The organism is Chryseomicrobium aureum, from assembly GCF_043182735.1.
Classification (GTDB): Bacteria; Bacillota; Bacilli; order Bacillales_A; family Planococcaceae; genus Chryseomicrobium; species Chryseomicrobium aureum.
The window spans coordinates 2631317-2654643 of sequence record NZ_CP171117.1; the positions used below are offsets into that span (position 1 = coordinate 2631317).

Genomic DNA, 23327 nt, shown 5'->3' on the forward strand with positions numbered 1-23327 from the left:
TCCTTTAGTCTTCTTTGATTTCAACAAAGTCTTCACCGAATAGTTTCGTTGCTTCCGAGATCAATGGATCGATGACTGTTTCTTGTTCGTCATCGTCGTCTCCTTCTTCTACAACGCCAGTTAGCTGATTCCCTGCAATGAATGCAGAGCGAATTTCAAGCCACTGGTCTTCCGGCGTATACAGCACTTCATAAAGTGTTCCTGTCACGTCTTCCACAACTTGCGGGAAGAGGGTCGAGAACGTTTGATTGTCCATTGCCATTTGGCAGTGGATTTCATATTTGAATTTTAACACAAAAGCGGTATCCGATGCCGCAACTGGTTCCGCGTCATTCAGGAGAGCCGCATGCGAGCGTTGCAGTTGCTGCATGACTTGTGCCCATTGCGTTTTCACTTGCTGAATCGCTGGTTTTGTTGCAGACTTCAGGACTTCTTGAATTCGTCCTGTTGGAACTTTGATACCACTTGGCCCACGTGAACGTTTCTGTTTCGTGGCTTCTGCTGGCGCATTTGCTGTTCCTGAACGAAGTTGCGCTTCGAGTTTTGCAATTTTTGATTCAAGTCTTTGTACTTGCTCGTCTGAGACAGAGGATGTCATTGTGTTCCCAGGTTGATCCGTCAGCTGAGACAATCGAATGAGTGCTGTCTCCACATAGATTTTAGGATGGTTTGAAAAACGCATCTCTTGTTGCATCTCAGTAGCAATTTGAATGCTTGTGTAAAGGCGTTGTTGCGAGTAGCGCTTGGAAAGCTCCTTCACATAGTCTGTCGGTTCTGCGATCTCGACCATTTCTTCCGGTGACTCGACGTGTTGCATGATGAGAAGGTCGCGATAGAACGTCACCAAGTCTTCAATCAAGCGCACAGGGTCTTTGCCGTCCATGATCAGACCGTCGAGCGTGGCAAGCGCATCATTCACGTTGCCATCAAGCAGTGCTTCTGCCATATGGACGAATGCATCTGAACCAATCGAACCTGTAATAAAGAGTGCCTCTTCCATTGTCATTGTTTCCGCACTGTACGAAACCACTTGATCTAGTAAGCTTAATGCATCTCGCATTCCACCAGCAGATGCTTGCGCAATTAGACGCAACACTTTTTCATCATATGGAATCCCTGCGTCGTCAAGCACTTGAACCATTCGCTCCACAATGTCCGTGTTGGAAATTCGTTTGAAATCGAATCGCTGACAACGCGAGATGATTGTAAGTGGAATTTTATGAGGTTCAGTCGTTGCGAGAACAAATACAGCATGGGGGGGCGGTTCTTCTAGTGTTTTGAGTAGTGCGTTGAAAGCACTTGTCGAGAGCATGTGCACCTCATCAATGATGTACACTTTATAACGTGCGTTCGACGGTGCGAAGCGTACTTTTTCGATGACATCTCGCATTTCTTCTACCCGTGAATGGGACGCGGCATCAAATTCAAGCACGTCTGGATTGGAGCCATCTGTGATACTTGTACAGATTGCACAGGTGTTGCAAGGTTCTTTGGCGGGGCCGTTTTCACAATTCAGGGCCTTCGCAAATATTTTAGCTGTACTTGTCTTTCCGGTTCCTCGTGGTCCCGAGAACAAGTACGCGTGTGTTGTCTTTCCAGAGTCGAGTGCATTCTGGAGGGTTTGCTTAATGTGTTTTTGCCCCGACATCTCCCCGAAGGATTGCGGTCGGTATGCACGATAAAACGCTTGATAAGTCACACATTCCACTCCATTTCTGATGATCAGTCACTCTTTCCATTATACCATAAAAAACCCGTCTTCCCTAACGGAAAACGGGTGAATCTTCTATGTATACCGTGCACCTTCCTTCGACTGCTACACATGAGCGGCACGCTTGTCGTTAGCTCAGCCCAGGCGACCCCGCGGCACATAAATAGCACCACTTAATGCTGCTTCCTTCCGGACCTGACATGGTTCATGGGTATTCATTGCGCAGGACCCGGACGTCAACACTACGTGCAAACACCAGACCTCACATGCAAACAGCCTCAGAGAAGGAGTTCAGTCTCGCTAGAGCGGATTGCGAGTTACAGGACACCGCTACCTTCCCACCTAGCACGGCATTTATTAGTATACGCACCTCCGTACGAAAAATCAAATCTCGTGTGAAAAAATTATATTAAAAAAAATCATTTTCTTTGTTGACTTTGAATTTTAGACGTGATAAATTTATTTCTGTACTTCGGAGGTATACCCAAGTCCGGCTGAAGGGATCGGTCTTGAAAACCGACAGGCGGGTCAAACCGCGCGGGGGTTCGAATCCCTCTACCTCCTCCATTTTAAAACACACACACGCATAAACATGAGATTGAATTCGATCACTCCAGGTCGAATTTTTCTTACAAGAGTCGTGTCTGAATATTTAGAACTGCCTGTCTCACTTTAAGTGGGGCGGGCAGTTTTTTGTTTGTGGGGAATGACCGACTACCGTGCACGCTTTGGCTTGAGCGACGAAAACCTCGCTTAAAGCGTCGAAAATTGTGAATCCAGCGACGCAAACTCTTATTTCAGCGTCGGAAAAGCTATCATCAATCATCTGAGCGACGAAAACTTTGCTTTGAGCGTCGAAAATCGTTGTTTTAGCGACGAAGCACTCACCCACAAGCAAATTTAAATCCAAAATGAGGAAAATGCTTTCGCAATCACGAAGCCCTAAACGCAATAATAGTGTCTCTTACTTAACGCCCTCAAATGCTGTTTTAACGCCCCTGTTGTACGATTTAACGACCCTAACCGCTCATTTAACGCCCGAGCAAGTCCCATTAACGCCCCAAATGATGTTATGGAAACTAATCCGCAGGTCGGGAACCCCCTGCTTCCTCCACAAAAACCCCTCCAACCTCAAAAGGTCGAAGGGGCATTCCAAACGTATCATTAACCGCGGTAAACCGCTGTTTTCGTTAGGTGGCTACCGATGCGGTCTAAGATTTTTTCTACATCTTCTGGACGTTTCACGATATCGTAATCATTGATGTTCAAACGAAGCACTGGGCATCCGTTAAAGTTATCGATCCAGTTCTCGTAACGGCCGTGCATCTCTTCCCAATACGTGATGGGTGTTTGCTGCTCCATCGGACGGCCACGCTCTTGGATGCGGCCGATTATGCTCTCCAGTGAACCTTCAAGGTAGATCAGCAAATCGGGATGTGGGAAGTAAGGCGTCATGACCATCGCATCGAAAAGACTTGTATACGTTTCGTAGTCGACAGGATCCATTGTGCCTTTCTCTTTGTGCATCCGTGCAAAGATACCCGTATCTTCATAGATGGAGCGGTCTTGGATGAATCCACCACCGTACTCAAACATGCGCTTCTGTTCTTTAAAGCGCTCCGCTAAGAAGTAAATCTGTAAGTGAAAGCTCCACTTAGAGAAATCATCATAGAAACGGTCCAAATAAGGATTCGTATCTACCTTTTCAAAAGAAGTCTTAAAATCAAGCGCTTCTGCCAAAGTTTTAGTCATCGTTGATTTTCCGACACCTACAGTTCCGGCGATCGTGATGACAGCATCATGGGGAATGCCGTATTTCTCTCGTAAATTCATCGTTGCAAGCTCCTTTTATGTAATGTTGCATCTACTTTATCTAAAATGTGGGCCAGGTCTTGTGGGTTTTGGACGAAATCGAAATCGTCTCCGCTAAAACGCAGGACAGGAACCTCCGGGTGCGCCTTCTCGAAATCTTCTATGAACACACGGTAGTCTGCAGATAATTGCGCAAGGTAAGCGGGCTCGATCTTCTTCTCGAAATCACGGCCACGCAGTTCGATACGCTCTAGTAATACATCCAGGCTTGCGTCTAGGTAGACGACCATGTTCGGAACAGGCATATCTCGTGTTAAAATAGAGTAAATTCCTTCGTATTTCGCATACTCCACTGGAGAAAGAGTGCGCTTAGCAAAAATCAGGTTTTTGAAAATATGATAATCGGCAGCAACAGGACGGTCGTTTGCGATATAATGCTTTTGAATGTCTGCCAGCTGCTTATAACGGTTACATAAGAAGAACATTTCCGTCTGGAAGCTCCACTCTGCAATATTGTCATAAAATTTATCTAAGAACGGGTTCTCGTCAACGATTTCTTTCAGTAATTCAAATTGATACGTATCGGCGATGGCTTTTGCTAGGGACGTTTTCCCGACGCCAATAGGCCCTTCAACCGTAATAAATGGAATAGACATAGCTTCTGACCTCACTCTTCTGTCTCAAGTCGTGCTTTCCATTTTACCACAGCTCTACCATGAAACATAGATGAAAATCCGTCCATCTTTCCAAGCAAAGAAACATAAAATTAGAGAGGAGGAAGGTCTTATGCACGACTTCTATATGAGAGAAGCGCTTGCCGAAGCAAAGAAGGCTGGCGATGCTGGAGAAGTCCCCATCGGAGCGATTCTTGTTCATAACGACACCATCATCGCACGAGGCTCGAACCTCCGAGAAGCGACGCAAAACGCCCTTACCCATGCGGAGATGTTAGTCATCGAAGAGGGATGCAAACAGCTCGGTAGCTGGCGCTTAGAAGACACGACGCTTTATGTCACGCTCGAGCCTTGCCCGATGTGTGCAGGGGCTATCTTACAATCCCGGATTCCACGCGTCGTTTACGGCGCACGCGATGCAAAAGCAGGGTGCGTGCATTCACTTTACACTCTCCTAAACGATGAACGTTTCAACCATGCATGTGAAGTCATTGAAGGTGTGGAGGCTGAGGCCTGTGGCGAAATCCTCACCTCTTTCTTCCGTAACTTACGTGAGCAAAAAAAGCTCCGCAAACAACAAAAGCAGCCAGACTCCCTATAAGAGTCGGCTGCTTTTTCAATTAACGGATAACGTCTTTACCACCCATGTATGGACGCAATACTTCTGGAATCACAACAGATCCGTCTGCTTGCTGGTAGTTTTCTAAAATCGCCGCAACCGTACGACCAATCGCTAGGCCGCTTCCGTTCAACGTGTGCACATATTCAGGTTTTGCACCTGGCTCGCGGCGGAATCGGATACCCGCACGACGCGCTTGGAAATCTTCAAAATTACTGCAAGAAGAAATCTCTTTGAAGTCGTTGTAGCTTGGAAGCCATACTTCGATATCGTATTTCTTCGCTGCTGTGAACCCTAGGTCGGCTGTACACATCAACAACACGCGGTACGGAAGACCAAGAAGTTGAAGCACTTTCTCTGCGTGTCCTGTTAATAGTTCCAGTTGCTCGTAAGATTCTTCTGGCTTCACAAAACGAACCAGTTCGACTTTGTTGAATTGATGCTGACGAATCAAGCCACGTGTGTCGCGTCCTGCAGATCCTGCTTCAGAACGGAAACATGCGCTATACGCTGTGAACGCTTGTGGAAGTTGCTCAGCTTCTAAGATTTCATCTCGGTAGAAGTTCGTCACCGGTACTTCAGCTGTTGGAATCAAGAAGTAATCTTCCTCTTGGATCAAGAAGGCATCTTCTTCAAACTTCGGCAACTGGCCTGTTCCCGTTAAACTCTCACGGTTTGCCATGTACGGTGGAATCATTTCTTCGTAGCCATGCTCTTCAGAGTGCAGATCCATCATGAAGTTCAGTAAAGCACGCTCAAGACGTGCACCTAGACCACGGTAGAAAGCAAAACGGCTTCCCGTTACTTTCGCTGCACGTTCAAAGTCGACAAGCTTCAAATCTGTCACGATATCCCAGTGGGCTTTCGGTTCGAAGTCAAATGACGGTGCATCTCCCCACGTACGGTGCGTGACGTTATCGTCTTCTGTATCCCCGATTGGTACGCTGTCGTGCGGAATGTTTGGAATACGCATCATCATATAATTGAACTTTTCTTCAACTTCACGAAGTTCTTCGTCTAACTCTTTGATTTCATCGCCAACTTGACGCATACGTGCGATGGCCTCATCTGCATTTTCTTTGTTGCGCTTCATCGTAGAGATCTGCTCAGACACTTTATTGCGCTCAGACTTCAACTCTTCTGTTTTGGCAATCAACTCTCGGCGTTTTTGATCGAGCACTTCAAATTGATCAAACTCTGAGATATCTTCTCCTCGCTTTGCGAGCTTTGCCTTTACGGCATCAAAATTGTCACGTACATACCGTACATCTAACATAGAATTTCCTCCTCTTGATTGGCTTCCAACGATTTTTTGCATACAAAAAGCCCCCATCCCTAAAAAAGGGACGAGAGCTACCCGCGTTACCACCCTGGTTGTGTCCATAGGAACACCACTTGTCTCATAACGGCCTCTTGACCGGCCTTCGTTATACCGAAGGCAACTCTCAGGATGGATTCACAAGTGTTTTTATCAGCTCTCACCAACCGCTGACTCTCTTGAAAAAACGGGCTTGTTACTGCTTCCGATCATCGTTTTTCACACATGAAATTAGCTCTAGTTTACCCGATTTTCACAAATTGTGCAACGTACACATCTATATTCCCGTATACTAAAACCACAGAACTTGAACGGAGGACGTTGCTATGGAATTATTTCTACCACACCTATCAACTGATTCATCCATGCCACTCTATGAACGGCTGTATCGCGCTTTTCGTGAAGCGATATTGACAGGGCAGCTTGCCGAAGGAGAAAAGCTTCCTTCGAAGCGTCAATTGGCGGATTACTTGTCCATCAGTCAGACAACGATTGAAACGACCTATCACCAACTTGTAGATGAGGGCTATGTCATTGCACTGCCTCGCAAAGGATACTTTGTACAAAACAGTACAGAACTCATCCGGAGTACACCTGGCGAACAACCTGCTCGACAAGAACTAGAAGCCCCGAGCTACCGCTATGACTTTCATCCAGGGAAAATCGACCTTGCGCACTTTCCATTAGAACAATGGAGAAAATGCGCACGTGATGTGCTGTCTGATCGAAATCGAGAGCTACTTCACCTTGGACACCCTCAAGGAGACCTCTCTCTTCGCCAACAGATTGCGACCTATCTCTATCAATCACGGGGTGTCAGGTGTACCCCTGAGCAAGTCATCATCGGGTCAGGAACCGAACAGCTCTTACCTTTTCTCTTACGCTTAATGGGGGACGCCGGAGTATTGGCAGTGGAAGATCCAGGCTATTCGCTTACCCATCACTTCTCACAAAACAGCGCCTATCAAGCCGTACCGATTGCTGTAGACGAAGAAGGGATGAAAGTCAGCGAACTTCGAACAACCAATGCCACAGCTGCTTATATTACGCCTGCTCACCAGTTCCCAACCGGCGCCATCCTATCTGCCTCTAGACGAAATCAATTGTTAAAGTGGGCAACTGAAACCGGTGGCTATATCATCGAGGACGATTATGACAGCGAATTCCGTTATGTCGGAATGCCAATCCCTGCACTGCAAGGATTTGATACAAATAATCGCGTGATTTATTTGAGCACATTTTCAAAATCTCTGATGCCCTCACTGCGTATCGCGTATGCGGTCATTCCATCGCATTTATTGGATGTGTACAGACGCCAATTTGGACATTATGCAGCTACTGTCCCACGCTTTGATCAAGCAACTTTGACTCAATTTATGGAAAAAGGGTATTTTGAGAAACATGTAAACCGAATGCGGAAGCTCTACAAACGAAAATTAGACATCTTACGAAAGATTGGCGAACCGTATGCAGAGTGGCTCTCGATTTCTGGAGATCAAGCTGGCATGCATGTTGTGATAGATTGCCAGACACATTTCACGGGGGAACAATTGAGAACCAAACTTGCGGAAATTGGTATCCGTATCTCTGCACTTGACCATTACCGCATCAACCGGACAACTGTCTCTTCCAAGTTATTACTGGGCTTTGGGGGCATCCCCGAAGAGAAGATGGAACCTGCACTGAACGACTTATTTGAACAACTTGCGGAATACTGCATACAAAAAGAGGCAGGGACATAACTCAGTTAATTCCACAAATGAAGTTAAAGATAACAAAATGAAAAGTGTGTAGGCGTGACTCCAGCGGGATTATAAGCGGAAGCTGAGACCGAGGCTCAGCCCGCGCCCGCGGAACGCTTCCCCTACACCCAATAGAACATACAAAAAGGGAGTTTCTCATGACGAGAAACTCCCTTTGCTGGGTTTTGTCACAGCCTCTTTACTTTTGGTTTAAAACAATCCACCAACGAATTCTGTTACATTCCCCCATAGTCCTGTAAAGAATGCTCCAATTCCTTGGAATACAAGAGAAATCCAGCTTGCACGTTCTACTGCAGCTGTCGTCACAACGTCTACTCCTGCTTCTTTATCCAGGATGTAACCAAGGTCTTCACCTTCCGTTTTCTCCAGTTTTACTTTTCCGACAACCTGGCCGCTTTCTACCTCTGCTTCAAGCATCTCTTCTGTCGGTGTAAATACAGGTGTGTACAAGTCTTTTTCATTTGACTTGATGACCATCGAAATGCCTTCTTTTGGAGCAATTGCAACTTCATCTTCTTTCCCTTTATCGACAGCAAGTGTCTCTGCACCTTCTATTGTTTGTCCTGGTGCTACGATCTCTTGTTTTGTAAATTGCGCAAAGCCGTAATCCAATAGAGCACGAGTTGCATCAAAGCGCGCTTTATAAGAACCTACACCTTGCGCATCTACTGCTTTCATCACGACTGTAATTAAACGCATGTCGCCACGTGTTGCAGTACTTGCGAATGAATGACCAGCAAGTTCAGTTGTTCCCGTTTTTAATCCATCCACACCTTCGTACTCATAGACAAGTCCTGGTAACATGAAGTTCCAGTTTGGCATGTCTGTTGCATCGTCTGTCCCTTCACGGAACGTCTTACGAGGGATGCTTGCCACTTCTAGTACTTCCGGGTAATCGCGAAGAAGTGCAAATGATAATGTTGCCACAGCTTTTGCAGGCATCACGTTTTCATCGCTCGCGCCAGTAGAAGCTGGGTGCATTCCCATTAGATCTTCATTGTTTAATCCCGATGAGTTGACGAAGTTATACCCTTCAAGTCCTAACTCTTCTGCTTTTTCATTCATCAATGTAACAAAATTGTCTTCTGTGCCTGCAATTGTCTCAGCAATCGCTACTGTCGCTGCATTGGCAGAATAGATCGCCATTGCTTCATACAATTCACGAATCGAATATGTACCATCTTGGCGAAGAGGTACATTACTTAGTGCACGATTTTGTGAAAGGCGGTATGTATAGTCTGTGACCGAATATTGTTGATCCCATGTAATACGTCCTTCTTCAATCGCTTCAAATAACAGATACTCTGTCATCATTTTTGTCATACTAGCAATCGCAAGTGGTTGTTCTGCATTTTTGCTATATAAAATTTTCCCAGTCTCAGCGTCAATCATAATTGCAGCATCTACGGTTAAGTTAAGCGGATCTGTCTCCGCTTGAGCTGCTTGCGGGATTCCTACGATTCCTGAAATTAAAAGCATCGGAATGAGGAGCCACTGTGCCATCCATTTTTTCAATGTTTTTACCCTCCAAAGCCTATTTTTCCTTGCTCATTTTAACACAAGGCTAGTAGAAAAAATGCATTTTCACTAAAAAAACACACCTAATGCCTAGTATAGACGTCATAAGGTGTGCGAATGTTCCTGATAGGAACTAGTTATTAGGAAATAGAATAGTTTGGTGCTTCTTTTGTAATTTGTACATCATGTGGGTGACTCTCACGAAGGCCGGCACCTGTCATTTTCACAAATTGTGCTTCATTTCGAAGTTTTTCCAAGTTGTGCGCTCCGCAGTATCCCATTCCAGAACGAATCCCACCTGTTAACTGGTGAATCGTATCTGCAAGTGGCCCTTTGTATGGAAGACGCCCTTCAATACCTTCTGGCACCAGTTTCTTCGCATCTTCTTGGAAGTAACGATCTTTTGAACCACGTTCCATGGCACCAATTGATCCCATTCCACGGTACACTTTAAAGCGACGTCCTTGGAAGATTTCAGTCTCTCCAGGGCTTTCTGTCGTACCTGCAAGCATGCTTCCTAACATCACAACATGTCCACCAGCAGCTAATGCTTTCACAATATCGCCAGAATATTTAATCCCGCCATCAGCAATAATGGCTTTGCCGTGCTTGCGTGCTTCTGTTGCACAATCGTATACCGCTGAAATTTGAGGAACCCCAACGCCTGCAACAACACGTGTTGTACAAATTGAACCAGGACCGATTCCGACTTTAATGATGTCTGCTCCCGCTTCAATCAGCTCACGCGTTGCTTCTGAAGTCGCTACATTCCCTGCAATGATTGCAAGTTCTGGGTAAGCTGCGCGAATCTCTTTCACAGTTTCCATTACACCTTGTGAGTGACCATGTGCTGTATCAATCGTAATGACATCTACATGTGCCTTCACAAGCTTCTCTACGCGCATCAGTGTATCTTTCGTGACACCCACTGCTGCTCCGACAAGAAGGCGGCCATGTTGGTCTTTTGCAGCGTTCGGAAACTCAATTACTTTTTCAATATCTTTAATTGTAATAAGACCTTTTAAAATACCGTCTTCATCTACAATTGGAAGTTTTTCAATCTTGTATTTTTGTAGCACTTTTTCCGCTTCTTGAAGTGTTGTGCCAACAGGAGCTGTCACCAAGTTCTCTTTCGTCATCACGTCATCAATTTTCAATGAATAATCTTGGATGAAACGAAGGTCGCGATTCGTGATAATTCCAACAAGCTTTTGCTCTTCTTCATTGTTCACGATTGGCACACCTGAGATGCGGTATTTGCCCATCAAATGTTCTGCATCATACACCTGATGTGTTGGTGTTAGGAAGAACGGATCTGTGATAACGCCATTTTCCGAACGCTTAACTGTCTCCACTTGTTCCGCTTGCTCATCAATGCTCATATTCTTGTGAATAATACCGAGACCGCCTTGACGTGCCATAGCAATAGCCATCTTTGCTTCTGTTACGGTATCCATTCCTGCACTTAAAATCGGAATGTTCACTTTAATCTTCTCTGTCAATTGAACTGATAAGTCGACATCCTTTGGCAATACCTCTGATTTCGCTGGAACAAGCAATACGTCATCAAATGTTAATCCTTCACGCTGGAATTTTGATTCCCACATTTTCCGTCTTCCTCCTCTTGATTTTGAATATTAGTGTTAAGGTTATCAGCGTGGCTAAGAGGTGTCAAGGCAGCATCAAATTAAACATGTATTCCGATTTTTCACAAAAAAAGAACGGATTTCTCCGTCCTATAGATACTTCACTAAATCTTCTTCAATTTTTGATGGATTTGTCTGAGGTGCGTAGCGTTTTACAACATTTCCGTCACGATCCACTAAGAACTTTGTGAAGTTCCACTTAATCCCTTCTGAGAGCAACCCTTTCTTTTCTGAAACGAGGTGTTGGAATAGTGGATCTGCATCTGTGCCTTTTACATCTACTTTCGCAAACATTGGGAATGAGACACCATAGTTGCGTTGGCAGAAACTCATCGTTTCATCGATGTTTTCAAACTCTTGATTGTTGAATTGGTCACTTGGGAAGCCTAGGACTTCGAATCCTTGGTCTTTGTACTTCTCATAAAGGCTTTGCAATTCTTCAAATTGGGGGGTGAAGCCACACTTACTCGCAGTGTTGACGACGACGAGCACTTTGCCTTTGTATGTATCGAGTGCTACTTCATCGCCAGTCGTTGCTTTTACTTTGAAGTCAAATACGGTTGTCATGTGTGTGTTCGCTCCTTTCGGTGTAGTTTTACTTTACCGAATAGGGAGGAGGAAATTCAACTAAGATGAACTGGGAATATGCAGTGAAAAAGCCAGATCTATCTTACGATACTTGTTCTAAAGATCAAAGTAAGAACGAAGAGGACAGGTGGAGGTGTTTCTTAGCTGTCAATCCCTCCATCCAGGCCGCCATTTCCTGGGTGAGTTTCCCCGAGCCTCCCCACGTAAGCTGAAAGAAGATCACTTTCATCTTCGTTGCCGGGTCTCGGGAAAACTCAGATGGCCCGGGAAATGACGACCTGGACTCCGGGATTGATCACCACTGAGAAGTTATCCCTCTTAATTTCTTATTTAACTTTTGTAAACTGGCGTTCGACCACTGACAGATCACTACTTACTAGAAATACACTTGGAGATCTAAGGGCTTCCTAGAAACGCATTTTGTAATCAAGCATTTGCTAGAAAGAGGTCTTTGACATTTCAGGTCTTACTAGCAAGGGTTTTGTGACTTCAGTTCTTACAAGAAAGTGAAGTTTGATCTCACGCGCTGTCCTCTTCGTTCGTGGACTGGCTCTTCAGACGAACATCGCAAGGAAGACACATCCATCTGCGAGAAGACAAACACCGTATGAGAAGGTTGTCTTACTTTTTTGCATACAAAAAAGGCCACCCCTGACGGGATGACCTTCTTCTCTGTTGCCCAGCGACGTCCTACTCTCACAGGGGGAGACCCCCAACTACCATCGGCGCTGAAGAGCTTAACTTCCGTGTTCGGTATGGGAACGGGTGTGACCTCTTCGCCATCATCACTAGACCTTGAGCCTGTTCGCTCAAAACTGGATAGAATGACAATTGATTGTGTTCAGATATGGAATCGAGTTCTGGCTCCTAGAAATACACTCCACAAGCTGTCAGCCCCATCGAGGTAGAACCTCGCTGTGTCTGCCATCTTATCTCGGCATTTCTGGACAGTCGCCGCCACATCTAAATGTTTGGTTAAGTCCTCGATCGATTAGTATTCGTCAGCTCCACGTGTCGCCACGCTTCCACCCCGAACCTATCTACCTCATCGTCTTTGAGGGATCTTACTTACTTGCGTAATGGGAAATCTCATCTTGAGGGGGGCTTCATGCTTAGATGCTTTCAGCACTTATCCCGTCCACACATAGCTACCCAGCGATGCCTTTGGCAAGACAACTGGTACACCAGCGGTGTGTCCATCCCGGTCCTCTCGTACTAAGGACAGCTCCTCTCAAATTTCCTACGCCCACGACGGATAGGGACCGAACTGTCTCACGACGTTCTGAACCCAGCTCGCGTACCGCTTTAATGGGCGAACAGCCCAACCCTTGGGACCGACTACAGCCCCAGGATGCGATGAGCCGACATCGAGGTGCCAAACCTCCCCGTCGATGTGGACTCTTGGGGGAGATAAGCCTGTTATCCCCGGGGTAGCTTTTATCCGTTGAGCGATGGCCCTTCCATGCGGAACCACCGGATCACTAAGCCCGTCTTTCGACCCTGCTCGACTTGTAGGTCTCGCAGTCAAGCTCCCTTCTGCCTTTACACTCTTCGAATGATTTCCAACCATTCTGAGGGAACCTTTGGGCGCCTCCGTTACACTTTAGGAGGCGACCGCCCCAGTCAAACTGTCCGCCTGACACTGTCTCCTGCCCGGGTCACGGGCATGGGTTAGAACTTCAATACAACCAGGGTAGTATCCCACCGACGCCTCCTCCGAAGCTGGCGCTCCGGGCTCTTAGGCTCCTACCTATCCTGTACAAGTTGCACCAAAGTTCAATATCAGGCTACAGTAAAGCTCCACGGGGTCTTTCCGTCCTGTCGCGGGTAACCTGCATCTTCACAGGTACTATAATTTCACCGAGTCTCTCGTTGAGACAGTGCCCAGATCGTTACGCCTTTCGTGCGGGTCGGAACTTACCCGACAAGGAATTTCGCTACCTTAGGACCGTTATAGTTACGGCCGCCGTTTACTGGGGCTTCAATTCGCACCTTCGCTTGCGCTAAGCACTCCTCTTAACCTTCCAGCACCGGGCAGGCGTCAGCCCCTATACGTCACCTTACGGTTTTGCAGAGACCTGTGTTTTTGCTAAACAGTCGCCTGGGCCTATTCACTGCGGCTCTCTCGGGCTTTCACCCTGTCAGAGCACCCCTTCTCCCGAAGTTACGGGGTCATTTTGCCGAGTTCCTTAACGAGAGTTCACTCGCTCACCTTAGGATTCTCTCCTCGACCACCTGTGTCGGTTTGCGGTACGGGCACCTCCCGCCTCGCTAGAGGCTTTTCTTGGCAGCGTGAAATCAGAAACTTCGGACTACGTCCTCCTCATCACAGCCTGGTGTTATAGATGCGGGATTTGCCTCACATCACACCTCACTGCTTGAACGTGCACATCCAACGGCACGCTTCCCTATCCTACTGCGTCCCCCCATCACTCAAATGGCGGGGAGGTGGTACAGGAATATCAACCTGTTGTCCATCGTCTACGCCTATCGGCCTCGACTTAGGTCCCGACTGACCCTGAGCGGACGAGCCTTCCTCAGGAAACCTTGGTCATACGGTGGATGGGATTCTCACCCATCTTTCGCTACTCATACCGGCATTCTCACTTCTAAGCGCTCCACCTGTCCTTCCGGTCAGACTTCGACGCCCTTAGAACGCTCTCCTACCACGCATACCCTAGGTATGCATCCACAGCTTCGGTGAACCGTTTAGCCCCGATACATTTTCGGCGCAGCGTCACTCGACCAGTGAGCTATTACGCACTCTTTAAATGATGGCTGCTTCTAAGCCAACATCCTGGTTGTCTAAGCAACGCCACATCCTTTTCCACTTAACGGTTACTTGGGGACCTTAGCTGGTGGTCTGGGCTGTTTCCCTCTTGACTACGGATCTTATCACTCGCAGTCTGACTCCCAGATACAAATCATCGGCATTCGGAGTTTGTCTGAATTCGGTAACCCGGGATGGGCCCCTAGTCCAAACAGTGCTCTACCTCCGAGATTCTTCATCTGAGGCTAGCCCTAAAGCTATTTCGGAGAGAACCAGCTATCTCCAGGTTCGATTGGAATTTCTCCGCTACCCACACCTCATCCCCGCACTTTTCAACGTGCGTGGGTTCGGACCTCCAGTGAGTGTTACCTCACCTTCATCCTGGACATGGGTAGATCACCTGGTTTCGGGTCTACGACCCCATACTCATTCGCCCTGTTCAGACTCGCTTTCGCTGCGGCTCCGTCTCCTCGACTTAACCTTGCATGGAATCGTAACTCGCCGGTTCATTCTACAAAAGGCACGCTATCACCCATTAACGGGCTCTAACTACTTGTAGGCACACGGTTTCAGGATCTCTTTCACTCCCCTTCCGGGGTGCTTTTCACCTTTCCCTCACGGTACTGGTTCACTATCGGTCACTAGGGAGTATTTAGCCTTGGGAGATGGTCCTCCCGGATTCCGACGGAATTTCACGTGTTCCGCCGTACTCAGGATCCACTCTGGAGGGCAATGGGTTTGGACTACAGGACTCTTACCTCGTGTCGTGGGCCTTTCCAGACCGCTTCGTCTACCCCTTGCCTTTGTAACTCCGTATAGAGTGTCCTACAACCCCAAGAGGCAAGCCTCTTGGTTTGGGCTCTTCCCGTTTCGCTCGCCGCTACTCAGGGAATCGATTTTTCTTTCTCTTCCTCCAGGTACTTAGATGTTTCAGTTCCCTGGGTCTGCCTCCGACCAGCTATGTATTCACTGGAAGGTAACACGCCATTACGCGTGCTGGGTTTCCCCATTCGGAAATCTCCGGATCAAAGCTCACTTACAGCTCCCCGAAGCATATCGGTGTTAGTGCCGTCCTTCATAGGCTCCTAGTGCCAAGGCATCCACCGTGCGCCCTTCCTAACTTAACCTAAGTTAGTGCTCTCCATAAAGAAGAGACTTAAGGTCACACGTCAATTGCTTGACGTTGTGTTTGTTACAATCAATGTCGTTCTATCCAGTTTTCAAAGAACAGGTTGTTGAATGTATGAACATTCAAAACTGAACTGCAAGACGTCAAGTCAAGACCCGAGGGTCTGTTCCGAAATAATCCTTAGAAAGGAGGTGATCCAGCCGCACCTTCCGATACGGCTACCTTGTTACGACTTCACCCCAATCATCTGTCCCACCTTCGGCGGCTGGCCCCATAAAGGTTACCCCACCGACTTCGGGTGTTACAAACTCTCGTGGTGTGACGGGCGGTGTGTACAAGGCCCGGGAACGTATTCACCGTGGCATGCTGATCCACGATTACTAGCGATTCCAGCTTCATGTAGGCGAGTTGCAGCCTACAATCCGAACTGAGAATGGTTTTATGGGATTGGCTCCCCCTCGCGGGTTCGCAGCCCTTTGTACCATCCATTGTAGCACGTGTGTAGCCCAGGTCATAAGGGGCATGATGATTTGACGTCATCCCCACCTTCCTCCGGTTTGTCACCGGCAGTCACCTTAGAGTGCCCAACTGAATGCTGGCAACTAAGATCAAGGGTTGCGCTCGTTGCGGGACTTAACCCAACATCTCACGACACGAGCTGACGACAACCATGCACCACCTGTCACCGCCGTCCCCGAAGGGAAGGCCTAGTCTCCTAGGCGGTCGGCGGGATGTCAAGACCTGGTAAGGTTCTTCGCGTTGCTTCGAATTAAACCACATGCTCCACCGCTTGTGCGGGCCCCCGTCAATTCCTTTGAGTTTCAGTCTTGCGACCGTACTCCCCAGGCGGAGTGCTTAATGCGTTAGCTGCAGCACTAAGGGGCGGAAACCCCCTAACACTTAGCACTCATCGTTTACGGCGTGGACTACCAGGGTATCTAATCCTGTTTGCTCCCCACGCTTTCGCGCCTCAGCGTCAGTTACAGACCAGAAAGCCGCCTTCGCCACTGGTGTTCCTCCAAATCTCTACGCATTTCACCGCTACACTTGGAATTCCGCTTTCCTCTTCTGCACTCAAGTCCCCCAGTTTCCAATGACCCTCCACGGTTGAGCCGTGGGCTTTCACATCAGACTTAAGGGACCGCCTGCGCGCGCTTTACGCCCAATGATTCCGGACAACGCTTGCCACCTACGTATTACCGCGGCTGCTGGCACGTAGTTAGCCGTGGCTTTCTAATGAGGTACCGTCAAGGTACCGGCAGTTACTCCGGTACTTGTTCTTCCCTCACAACAGAGTTTTACGATCCGAGAACCTTCTTCACTCACGCGGCGTTGCTCCATCAGACTTTCGTCCATTGTGGAAGATTCCCTACTGCTGCCTCCCGTAGGAGTCTGGGCCGTGTCTCAGTCCCAGTGTGGCCGATCACCCTCTCAGGTCGGCTACGCATCGTCGCCTTGGTGGGCCGTTACCCCACCAACTAGCTAATGCGCCGCGGGCCCATCCTGTAGTGACAGCCGAGGCCGCCTTTCAACACCGGACCATGTGGTCTGGTGGATTATTCGGTATTAGCCCCGGTTTCCCGGAGTTATCCCAATCTACAGGGCAGGTTGCCCACGTGTTACTCACCCGTCCGCCGCTGAATCTGGAGGAGCAAGCTCCTCCTTCATCCGCTCGACTTGCATGTATTAGGCACGCCGCCAGCGTTCGTCCTGAGCCAGGATCAAACTCTCCATAAAAGAGAACTTAATGTAAGCTCATTTTGTTGCTGGCATCATAATGATGTCCATTTTTGAACGTCCATCACAACCGTTTATAGGATGCGACTTGGTTCGTGTTTGCGTCACGCACACCCAACGAGGGTCGGGGCGGTGACGCTCTATCTTGACGTCTTGCATGTTCAGTTTTCAATGTTCATATGTCGTCTTGAGACAACTTTTAAAGTATACCAACTTCTCAATCAGTTGTCAACACTTTATTTTATTGATGTTGTACTGCCTTAGCGACCTACTTATCATACCAAGGATACAGAGAAAGGTCAATACTATTTTTCCAGAAAAATAAAAGAGACTTATAAAATCATAAGTCTCTTTTACTAATTATTAGTTTTCAGTTGGTTCTTCTTCTATAGAAGGAGTTTGCTCGACGGTACCTTCTACTACTGTCCCGTCTTCTAAAAGCTCGACTTCTTCCTCTTCACTCTTTTCAACTTTTGCTACTGTAGCAATCTTTTCTTCATCACTTAAGCGCATTAGTCGAACACCTTGCGTTGCACGTCCAGTCGTGGAGATATCTTCTACAGCCATACGAATCAACATGCCCTGAAGGGTGATCAGCATCAAATCTTCAGTTCCATCAACAGTTTTCAATGCACTCAAGTTTCCGTTCTTCTCCGTAATCTGACACGTCTTTATTCCGTATCCACCGCGAGATTGCAGACGGTACTCAGAGGCAGCTGTACGTTTTCCATACCCGTTCTCTGTTACAACGAGGACTTCCTGGTCATCTTCAAGAATTTCCATGCCGACAACGAAGTCGTTTTCGCGAAGTTTGATACCTCGAACTCCAGCTGCTGTTCGACCCATCGAACGGATATCCGATTCTTTGAAGCGTACAGAGCGTCCTTGGTGCGTTCCGATAATGATATCTTTTTCACCATCTGTGCGACGAACAGCCATCAACTCATCCTCTTCACGAAGAGAAACAGCAATCAGACCGTTTGTACGGATGTTTGCAAATGCTGTAACTGGTGTACGCTTTGTAACGCCATCACGTGTTGTAAAGATGAAATACTCGTTGTCTTCAAATGAAGACATTGGGATCATCGCCGTAACATTCTCATCACGCTCGATGTTGAGTAAATTGACGAGTGGCAATCCTTTTGCTGTACGGCCATACTCAGGAATTTCGAATCCACGTGCACGATACACCTTTCCTTTGTTCGTAAAGAAGAGAATGGTATCGTGTGTAGAGGTATTCAATAGGTGTTCTACGAAGTCATCTTCGTTGGTGCCCATTCCTTGAACACCTCGACCCCCACGACGTTGACTTCGGTAAGTATTCACCGGCAAACGTTTGATGTAGCCTTTGTTTGTCAATGTCAGTACCGAGTTTTCTTCTGGGATCAAGTCTTCATCTTCCATGATTTCTGCCCCACCCGCCATAATTTCTGTACGACGTTTGTCGGAGAACTTGTCACGAATCTCGATAAGCTCTTCACGAATGATTTCAATAACACGGTATTCATTTTCAAGAATAAATGTTAACTCTTCTATGAGAGCAAGTAATGCGTTGTATTCTTCTTCAATTTTGTCGCGCTCAAGCCCTGTTAGACGTTGTAGACGCATATCTAGGATAGCTTGCGCTTGACGCTCGGATAGTTCGAACTTTTCCATCAATCCGCGTTTTGCTTCGTCGCCAGTTTGAGAGGCACGAATCAATGCGATGATTTCATCGATATGATCTAATGCGATGCGCAGACCTTCTAAGATGTGTGCGCGGTCTTTGGCTTTATTCAAGTCAAACTGTGTACGACGACGGATGACCACTTTTTGATGCTCTAGGTAGTGGTACAATGCCTCTTTCAAGTTCAATACTTTTGGTTGGTTGTCAACAAGGGCAAGCATGTTCACGCCAAAGCTTGTTTGAAGTTGTGTTTGCTTGTATAGATTATTCAAAAGGACATGCGTGTTTGCGTCTTTACGTAGCTCAATGACGATACGCATACCATCGCGATCGGACTCATCTGCAAGGTGTGTAATACCTTCGATTTTCTTATCACGCACAAGCTCTGCGATTTTTTCGATCAAGCGTGCTTTGTTGACTTGATACGGAATTTCTTTGACGATGATGACTTGTTTGCCACTCGCTTTTTCCTCGAATTCAACTTTTGCACGCGTGATAATTGAGCCTCGTCCTGTTTCGTAAGCACGACGAATCCCGCTTCGTCCCAAGATGATTCCACCAGTAGGGAAATCAGGACCTGGAATAAATTCCATCAGTTCATCAATTGTAATTGCTGGGTTTTCAGCAAGGGCTAAAACACCATCGATGACTTCTCCAAGGTTGTGTGACGGAATGTTTGTTGCCATCCCCACTGCAATCCCTGAAGCTCCATTAACCAGTAAGTTCGGGTAACGACTTGGCAACACAGCTGGCTCTTTTTCTTGGCCATCGTAGTTGTCTTTATAATCGATTGTATCTTTGTTGATGTCACGCAGCATTTCCATTGCGATTTTTGACATACGCGACTCGGTATAACGCATTGCCGCGGCGCCGTCTCCGTCAATCGAACCAAAGTTCCCGTGACCGTCTACAAGCATGTAGCGGTAACTGAAATCTTGTGCCATACGTACCATCGCATCGTAAATGGAGGAGTCGCCGTGTGGGTGATATTTCCCCATTACGTCACCGACGATACGCGCTGACTTTTTATATGATTTATCCGGTGTGTTCCCGAGCTCTTGCATTCCATAAAGAATTCGGCGATGAACCGGTTTTAATCCGTCCCGTACATCTGGTAACGCACGTGAAACAATAACACTCATAGCGTAATCAAGGAATGAAGTCTTCATCTCATTGCTGATATTAATTCCTCTTACGCCTTTATTCGGTACTTCCGACATGCTGCTTGACCTCCCATTCTTTCTTCACCTAAACGAAATCACACATCTCGCCGAAAAGATGACGAGATGTGGTACTAGTTTTAAATATCTAAATTTTTCACGTATACTGCGTTGTCTTCAATGAACTGACGACGTGGTTCTACTTCATCGCCCATCAGTTGTTCAAAGATAGAATCTGCTTCAAGTGCATCTTCTAAATTGACTTGTAGCAATGTACGGTACTCTGGATCCATAGTTGTTTCCCATAACTGCGTAGCATTCATCTCACCAAGACCTTTGTAACGCTGGACATTTGGCTTTGGTTGTTTTGGAAGACGCTCTAAGATGGCACGTAATTGACTATCGCTGTAACAATATTCAATATGCTTTCCTTGTTTCACTTGATAAAGTGGTGGTTGTGCAACATAGACATACCCCGCTTCAATCAACGGACGCATAAAACGGAAGAAGAACGTTAATAGGAGTGTACGAATGTGTGCACCATCGACATCGGCATCCGTCATAATCACAACTTTATGGTAACGTGCTTTTTCTAAGTTGAACTCGCCACCGATTCCAGTGCCAAGTGCCGTGATCATTGCACGAATTTCATTGTTTCCTAGGATACGGTCAAGACGTGCTTTCTCCACGTTCAAAATCTTCCCGCGAAGTGGAAGGATCGCTTGGAAGTGACGGTCACGACCTGATTTTGCAGAACCGCCCGCAGAGTCACCCTCTACGATATACAGTTCGCTTTCTGCCGGGTTACGTGATGAACAGTCCGCAAGCTTCCCTGGTAAGCTCGATACTTCAAGTGCAGATTTGCGACGTGTGAATTCACGAGCTTTTTTCGCAGCGACACGTGCACGAGCGGCCATTAGACCTTTTTCGACCACTTGACGTGCTACTGAAGGATTTTCAAGCAAGAAGCGCTCGAAGCCTTCTGAGAACAAGCTATTTGTGATCTGGCTCACTTCTGAGTTCCCAAGTTTTGTCTTCGTCTGCCCTTCAAACTGAGGGTCTGGGTGTTTGATGGAAATGATAGCCGTTAGACCTTCACGTACATCGTCACCTGTCAGGTTGGTTTCAGATTCTTTTAAAAGATTATTTTTACGCGCATAGTCGTTGATCACACGTGTAAGAGCTGTTTTAAATCCAGACTCATGTGTTCCGCCTTCATACGTATTGATGTTGTTGGCAAATGAGAAGATGGCTGCATTGTATCCTGCGTTGTATTGCATCGCAATTTCAATTGCAATTCCTTCTCGCTCTGCTTCTACAAAAATCGATTCGTGAAGAGGCTCTTTTTTGGCATTCAAATGTTCGACGTATGATTTAATTCCACCTTCATAGTGGAACGTCTTTTTCTGTTCTTGGCCTTCACGCTCATCCTGAATCGTGATAGCTAGACCACGGTTCAAATAAGCAAGTTCACGGATACGATTCGCTAGAATATCAAATTCATACTCCGTTGTTTCTGTGAAAATTTCCGAATCTGCTTTGAAGCGTGTTGTCGAACCTGTAGTATCGGTATCACCAATGACTTCAAGCGGTTGCGTAACAGCGCCACGCTCAAACTTGATTTCATGAATTTTCCCGTCACGATGTACAATTACTTCAGCATGTTCAGATAATGCATTTACTACTGAGGCACCTACTCCGTGAAGACCACCAGATACTTTGTAACCGCCCCCGCCGAATTTTCCTCCGGCGTGAAGAACAGTCATGATGACTTCAACGGCTGGTTTCCCCATCTTTTCATGGTTGCTGACAGGAATACCTCGTCCGTTATCTTCTACACGGATCCAGTTGTCTTTTTCAATTGTGACTGTAATATGGTCACAGTGACCGGCTAATGCTTCATCAATCGAGTTGTCGACGATTTCCCATACTAAATGGTGAAGACCTTTTGAACTGGTAGAACCAATGTACATTCCAGGGCGCTTACGGACGGCTTCGAGACCTTCTAAAACCTGAATCTGGTCTGCATCATAAGAAGTTTGGATTTCTTTTTCTTCCATTGCCAAGTGACTCACCTACTCTTTCTGTTTGGCACATCTAGTGTTTCTCTTCAATCGTTCCATGTTCCACATGAAACAATTTGGCTTGTGTGACGACGTCATGTGTCAGACCATCTACAGTTGTGGTTGTGACAAATGTCTGCACTTTATCTTGAATAGTATTTAACAGATGCGTTTGTCTGAAGTCATCGAGTTCAGATAAGACGTCATCCAATAATAAAATGGGTGGTTCACCGACTTCTTGGTGAATCAATTCAATTTCAGCAAGCTTCAGTGACAACGCAGTCGTTCGCTGTTGTCCTTGAGATCCATAGGTCTGTACGTCATAGTCGTTAACAAAGAACTGCAAGTCATCTCGGTGTGGACCGTAAAGGCTTGTTCCCCGCTGGACCTCTTGACGCTTCGACTTCTCAAGTTTTTCTGTCAGCTGTTGCTTCCACTCTTCAGGACCTGCATCTAAATCGATACCTGCTGTGCACTGATAGCGGATGTTTAACTTCTCAAGTCCTCGGGAAATACCATGATGAATGGGTTCTGCCCAGGATTGCAACAGCTCGATAAACTGCATGCGTTTTTTCAGCACTTTGACTGCTGCTTCTACATATTGTTCTGTATAAATCGCAAACATCACATCGTCGAACGAAGGATTCCCTTGGTTCTGCTTTAAGATGTGGTTGCGTTGTTTTAAAATCTTTTGAAATTGCAAAAGGTCATGCAAATAAACAGGTGATATCTGGCCGATTTCCATATCCAAAAACCGTCTTCTCACCTGTGGGCTACCTTTTACCAAATTCAAATCTTCTGGTGCAAACATGACGACGTTCATTTGACCGATATAGTCACTAAGACGGGATTGTTCCAAATGATTGACCTTTGCTTTCTTGCCTTTTTGCGAGATGGTCAGTTCGAATGGAATGGTGCCGTATTTTTTATGAACATCACCTTTTATTTTACCATATTCCGCGTTCCAACGTATCAATTCTTTATCGTTTGAGGTGCGGTGAGATTTCGCCATCGCGAGTACATAAATGGCCTCCATGATATTGGTCTTGCCTTGTGCATTTTCACCGAGGAAGACATTCACATGTTTAGAAAAATCAGCTTGGGCCGATTCATAATTCCTATAATTTGAAAGCGCCAATGTCTCGATGTGCAT

General features: G+C 46.7%; 12 protein-coding genes, 1 tRNA gene, 3 rRNA genes, 1 other RNA gene and 1 other annotated feature. Of the genes, 3 read left to right on the forward strand and 14 right to left on the reverse strand.

The genetic code is table 11. The annotated features are described in order from the left end of the window. Positions 1-4: 4 nt before the first annotated feature. Positions 5-1699, reverse strand: a complete 1695-nt coding sequence (gene dnaX, locus ACF3OH_RS13815) for a DNA polymerase III subunit gamma/tau (protein WP_392455186.1) — start codon at positions 1697-1699, stop codon at positions 5-7. Positions 1700-1795: 96 nt separating this feature from the next. Continuing rightward, positions 1796-2062, reverse strand: an RNA gene (ffs, locus tag ACF3OH_RS13820) — signal recognition particle sRNA large type. 123 nt (positions 2063-2185) lie between these two features. Here ffs and ACF3OH_RS13825 point away from each other — a divergent pair. After that, positions 2186-2278, forward strand: a tRNA-Ser gene (locus ACF3OH_RS13825). 597 nt (positions 2279-2875) lie between these two features. Here the strand turns inward: ACF3OH_RS13825 and ACF3OH_RS13830 are convergent. Together ACF3OH_RS13830 and ACF3OH_RS13835 are read right to left on the reverse strand one after the other, a co-directional pair. Next, positions 2876-3544 carry a deoxynucleoside kinase gene (locus tag ACF3OH_RS13830; RefSeq protein ID WP_392455188.1) on the reverse strand — a complete coding sequence of 223 codons (669 nt, stop codon included), beginning with the start codon at positions 3542-3544 and terminating at the stop codon, positions 2876-2878. After that, entirely contained in the window at positions 3541-4179 is a 639-nt protein-coding gene (locus tag ACF3OH_RS13835; protein ID WP_204591972.1) for a deoxynucleoside kinase, read from the reverse strand. The genes ACF3OH_RS13830 and ACF3OH_RS13835 overlap by 4 nt, the downstream gene beginning before the upstream one ends. Before the next feature lie 130 nt (positions 4180-4309). Between ACF3OH_RS13835 and tadA the strand changes: the two genes are divergently transcribed. Then, on the forward strand, positions 4310-4798 hold the full coding sequence (gene tadA / locus ACF3OH_RS13840) for a tRNA adenosine(34) deaminase TadA (RefSeq protein ID WP_239584997.1): 489 nt from the start codon (positions 4310-4312) through the stop codon (positions 4796-4798). A gap of 19 nt (positions 4799-4817) precedes the next feature. Here tadA and serS read toward each other — a convergent pair whose 3' ends face one another. After that, entirely contained in the window at positions 4818-6092 is a 1275-nt protein-coding gene (serS, locus tag ACF3OH_RS13845; protein WP_392455189.1) for a serine--tRNA ligase, read from the reverse strand. Positions 6093-6155: 63 nt separating this feature from the next. Further along, positions 6156-6356: a binding site (T-box leader), on the reverse strand. 104 nt (positions 6357-6460) lie between these two features. Here serS and ACF3OH_RS13850 point away from each other — a divergent pair. Further along, positions 6461-7876, forward strand: coding sequence for a PLP-dependent aminotransferase family protein (locus tag ACF3OH_RS13850; RefSeq protein WP_392455191.1), 1416 nt, complete (start codon positions 6461-6463; stop codon positions 7874-7876). A gap of 210 nt (positions 7877-8086) precedes the next feature. On the opposite strand, the gene ACF3OH_RS13855 is transcribed toward ACF3OH_RS13850, so the two are convergent. The 9 genes from ACF3OH_RS13855 to recF form a co-directional block, all read right to left on the reverse strand. Beyond that, positions 8087-9412, reverse strand: coding sequence for a serine hydrolase (locus tag ACF3OH_RS13855; RefSeq protein WP_392455192.1), 1326 nt, complete (start codon positions 9410-9412; stop codon positions 8087-8089). A 143-nt stretch (positions 9413-9555) separates the two neighbouring features. Then, positions 9556-11022 carry an IMP dehydrogenase gene (guaB, locus tag ACF3OH_RS13860; protein WP_204591980.1) on the reverse strand — a complete coding sequence of 489 codons (1467 nt, stop codon included), beginning with the start codon at positions 11020-11022 and terminating at the stop codon, positions 9556-9558. A 129-nt stretch (positions 11023-11151) separates the two neighbouring features. Then, positions 11152-11628, reverse strand: a complete 477-nt coding sequence (locus ACF3OH_RS13865; protein ID WP_392455194.1) for a glutathione peroxidase — start codon at positions 11626-11628, stop codon at positions 11152-11154. A 698-nt stretch (positions 11629-12326) separates the two neighbouring features. Then, positions 12327-12442 (reverse strand): 5S ribosomal RNA (gene rrf, locus ACF3OH_RS13870). Positions 12443-12620: 178 nt separating this feature from the next. Further along, positions 12621-15546: ribosomal RNA gene (locus ACF3OH_RS13875) — 23S ribosomal RNA — on the reverse strand. A gap of 186 nt (positions 15547-15732) precedes the next feature. After that, positions 15733-17285, reverse strand: a 16S ribosomal RNA gene (locus ACF3OH_RS13880). The 16S, 23S and 5S rRNA genes sit together here, the layout of an rRNA operon. A 363-nt stretch (positions 17286-17648) precedes the next feature. Next, on the reverse strand, positions 17649-20171 hold the full coding sequence (gene gyrA / locus ACF3OH_RS13885; RefSeq protein WP_392455195.1) for a DNA gyrase subunit A: 2523 nt from the start codon (positions 20169-20171) through the stop codon (positions 17649-17651). A gap of 80 nt (positions 20172-20251) precedes the next feature. After that, entirely contained in the window at positions 20252-22171 is a 1920-nt protein-coding gene (gene gyrB, locus ACF3OH_RS13890; protein WP_204591238.1) for a DNA topoisomerase (ATP-hydrolyzing) subunit B, read from the reverse strand. Positions 22172-22208: 37 nt separating this feature from the next. Then, positions 22209-23327 carry a DNA replication/repair protein RecF gene (recF, locus tag ACF3OH_RS13895; RefSeq protein ID WP_204591230.1) on the reverse strand — a complete coding sequence of 373 codons (1119 nt, stop codon included), beginning with the start codon at positions 23325-23327 and terminating at the stop codon, positions 22209-22211.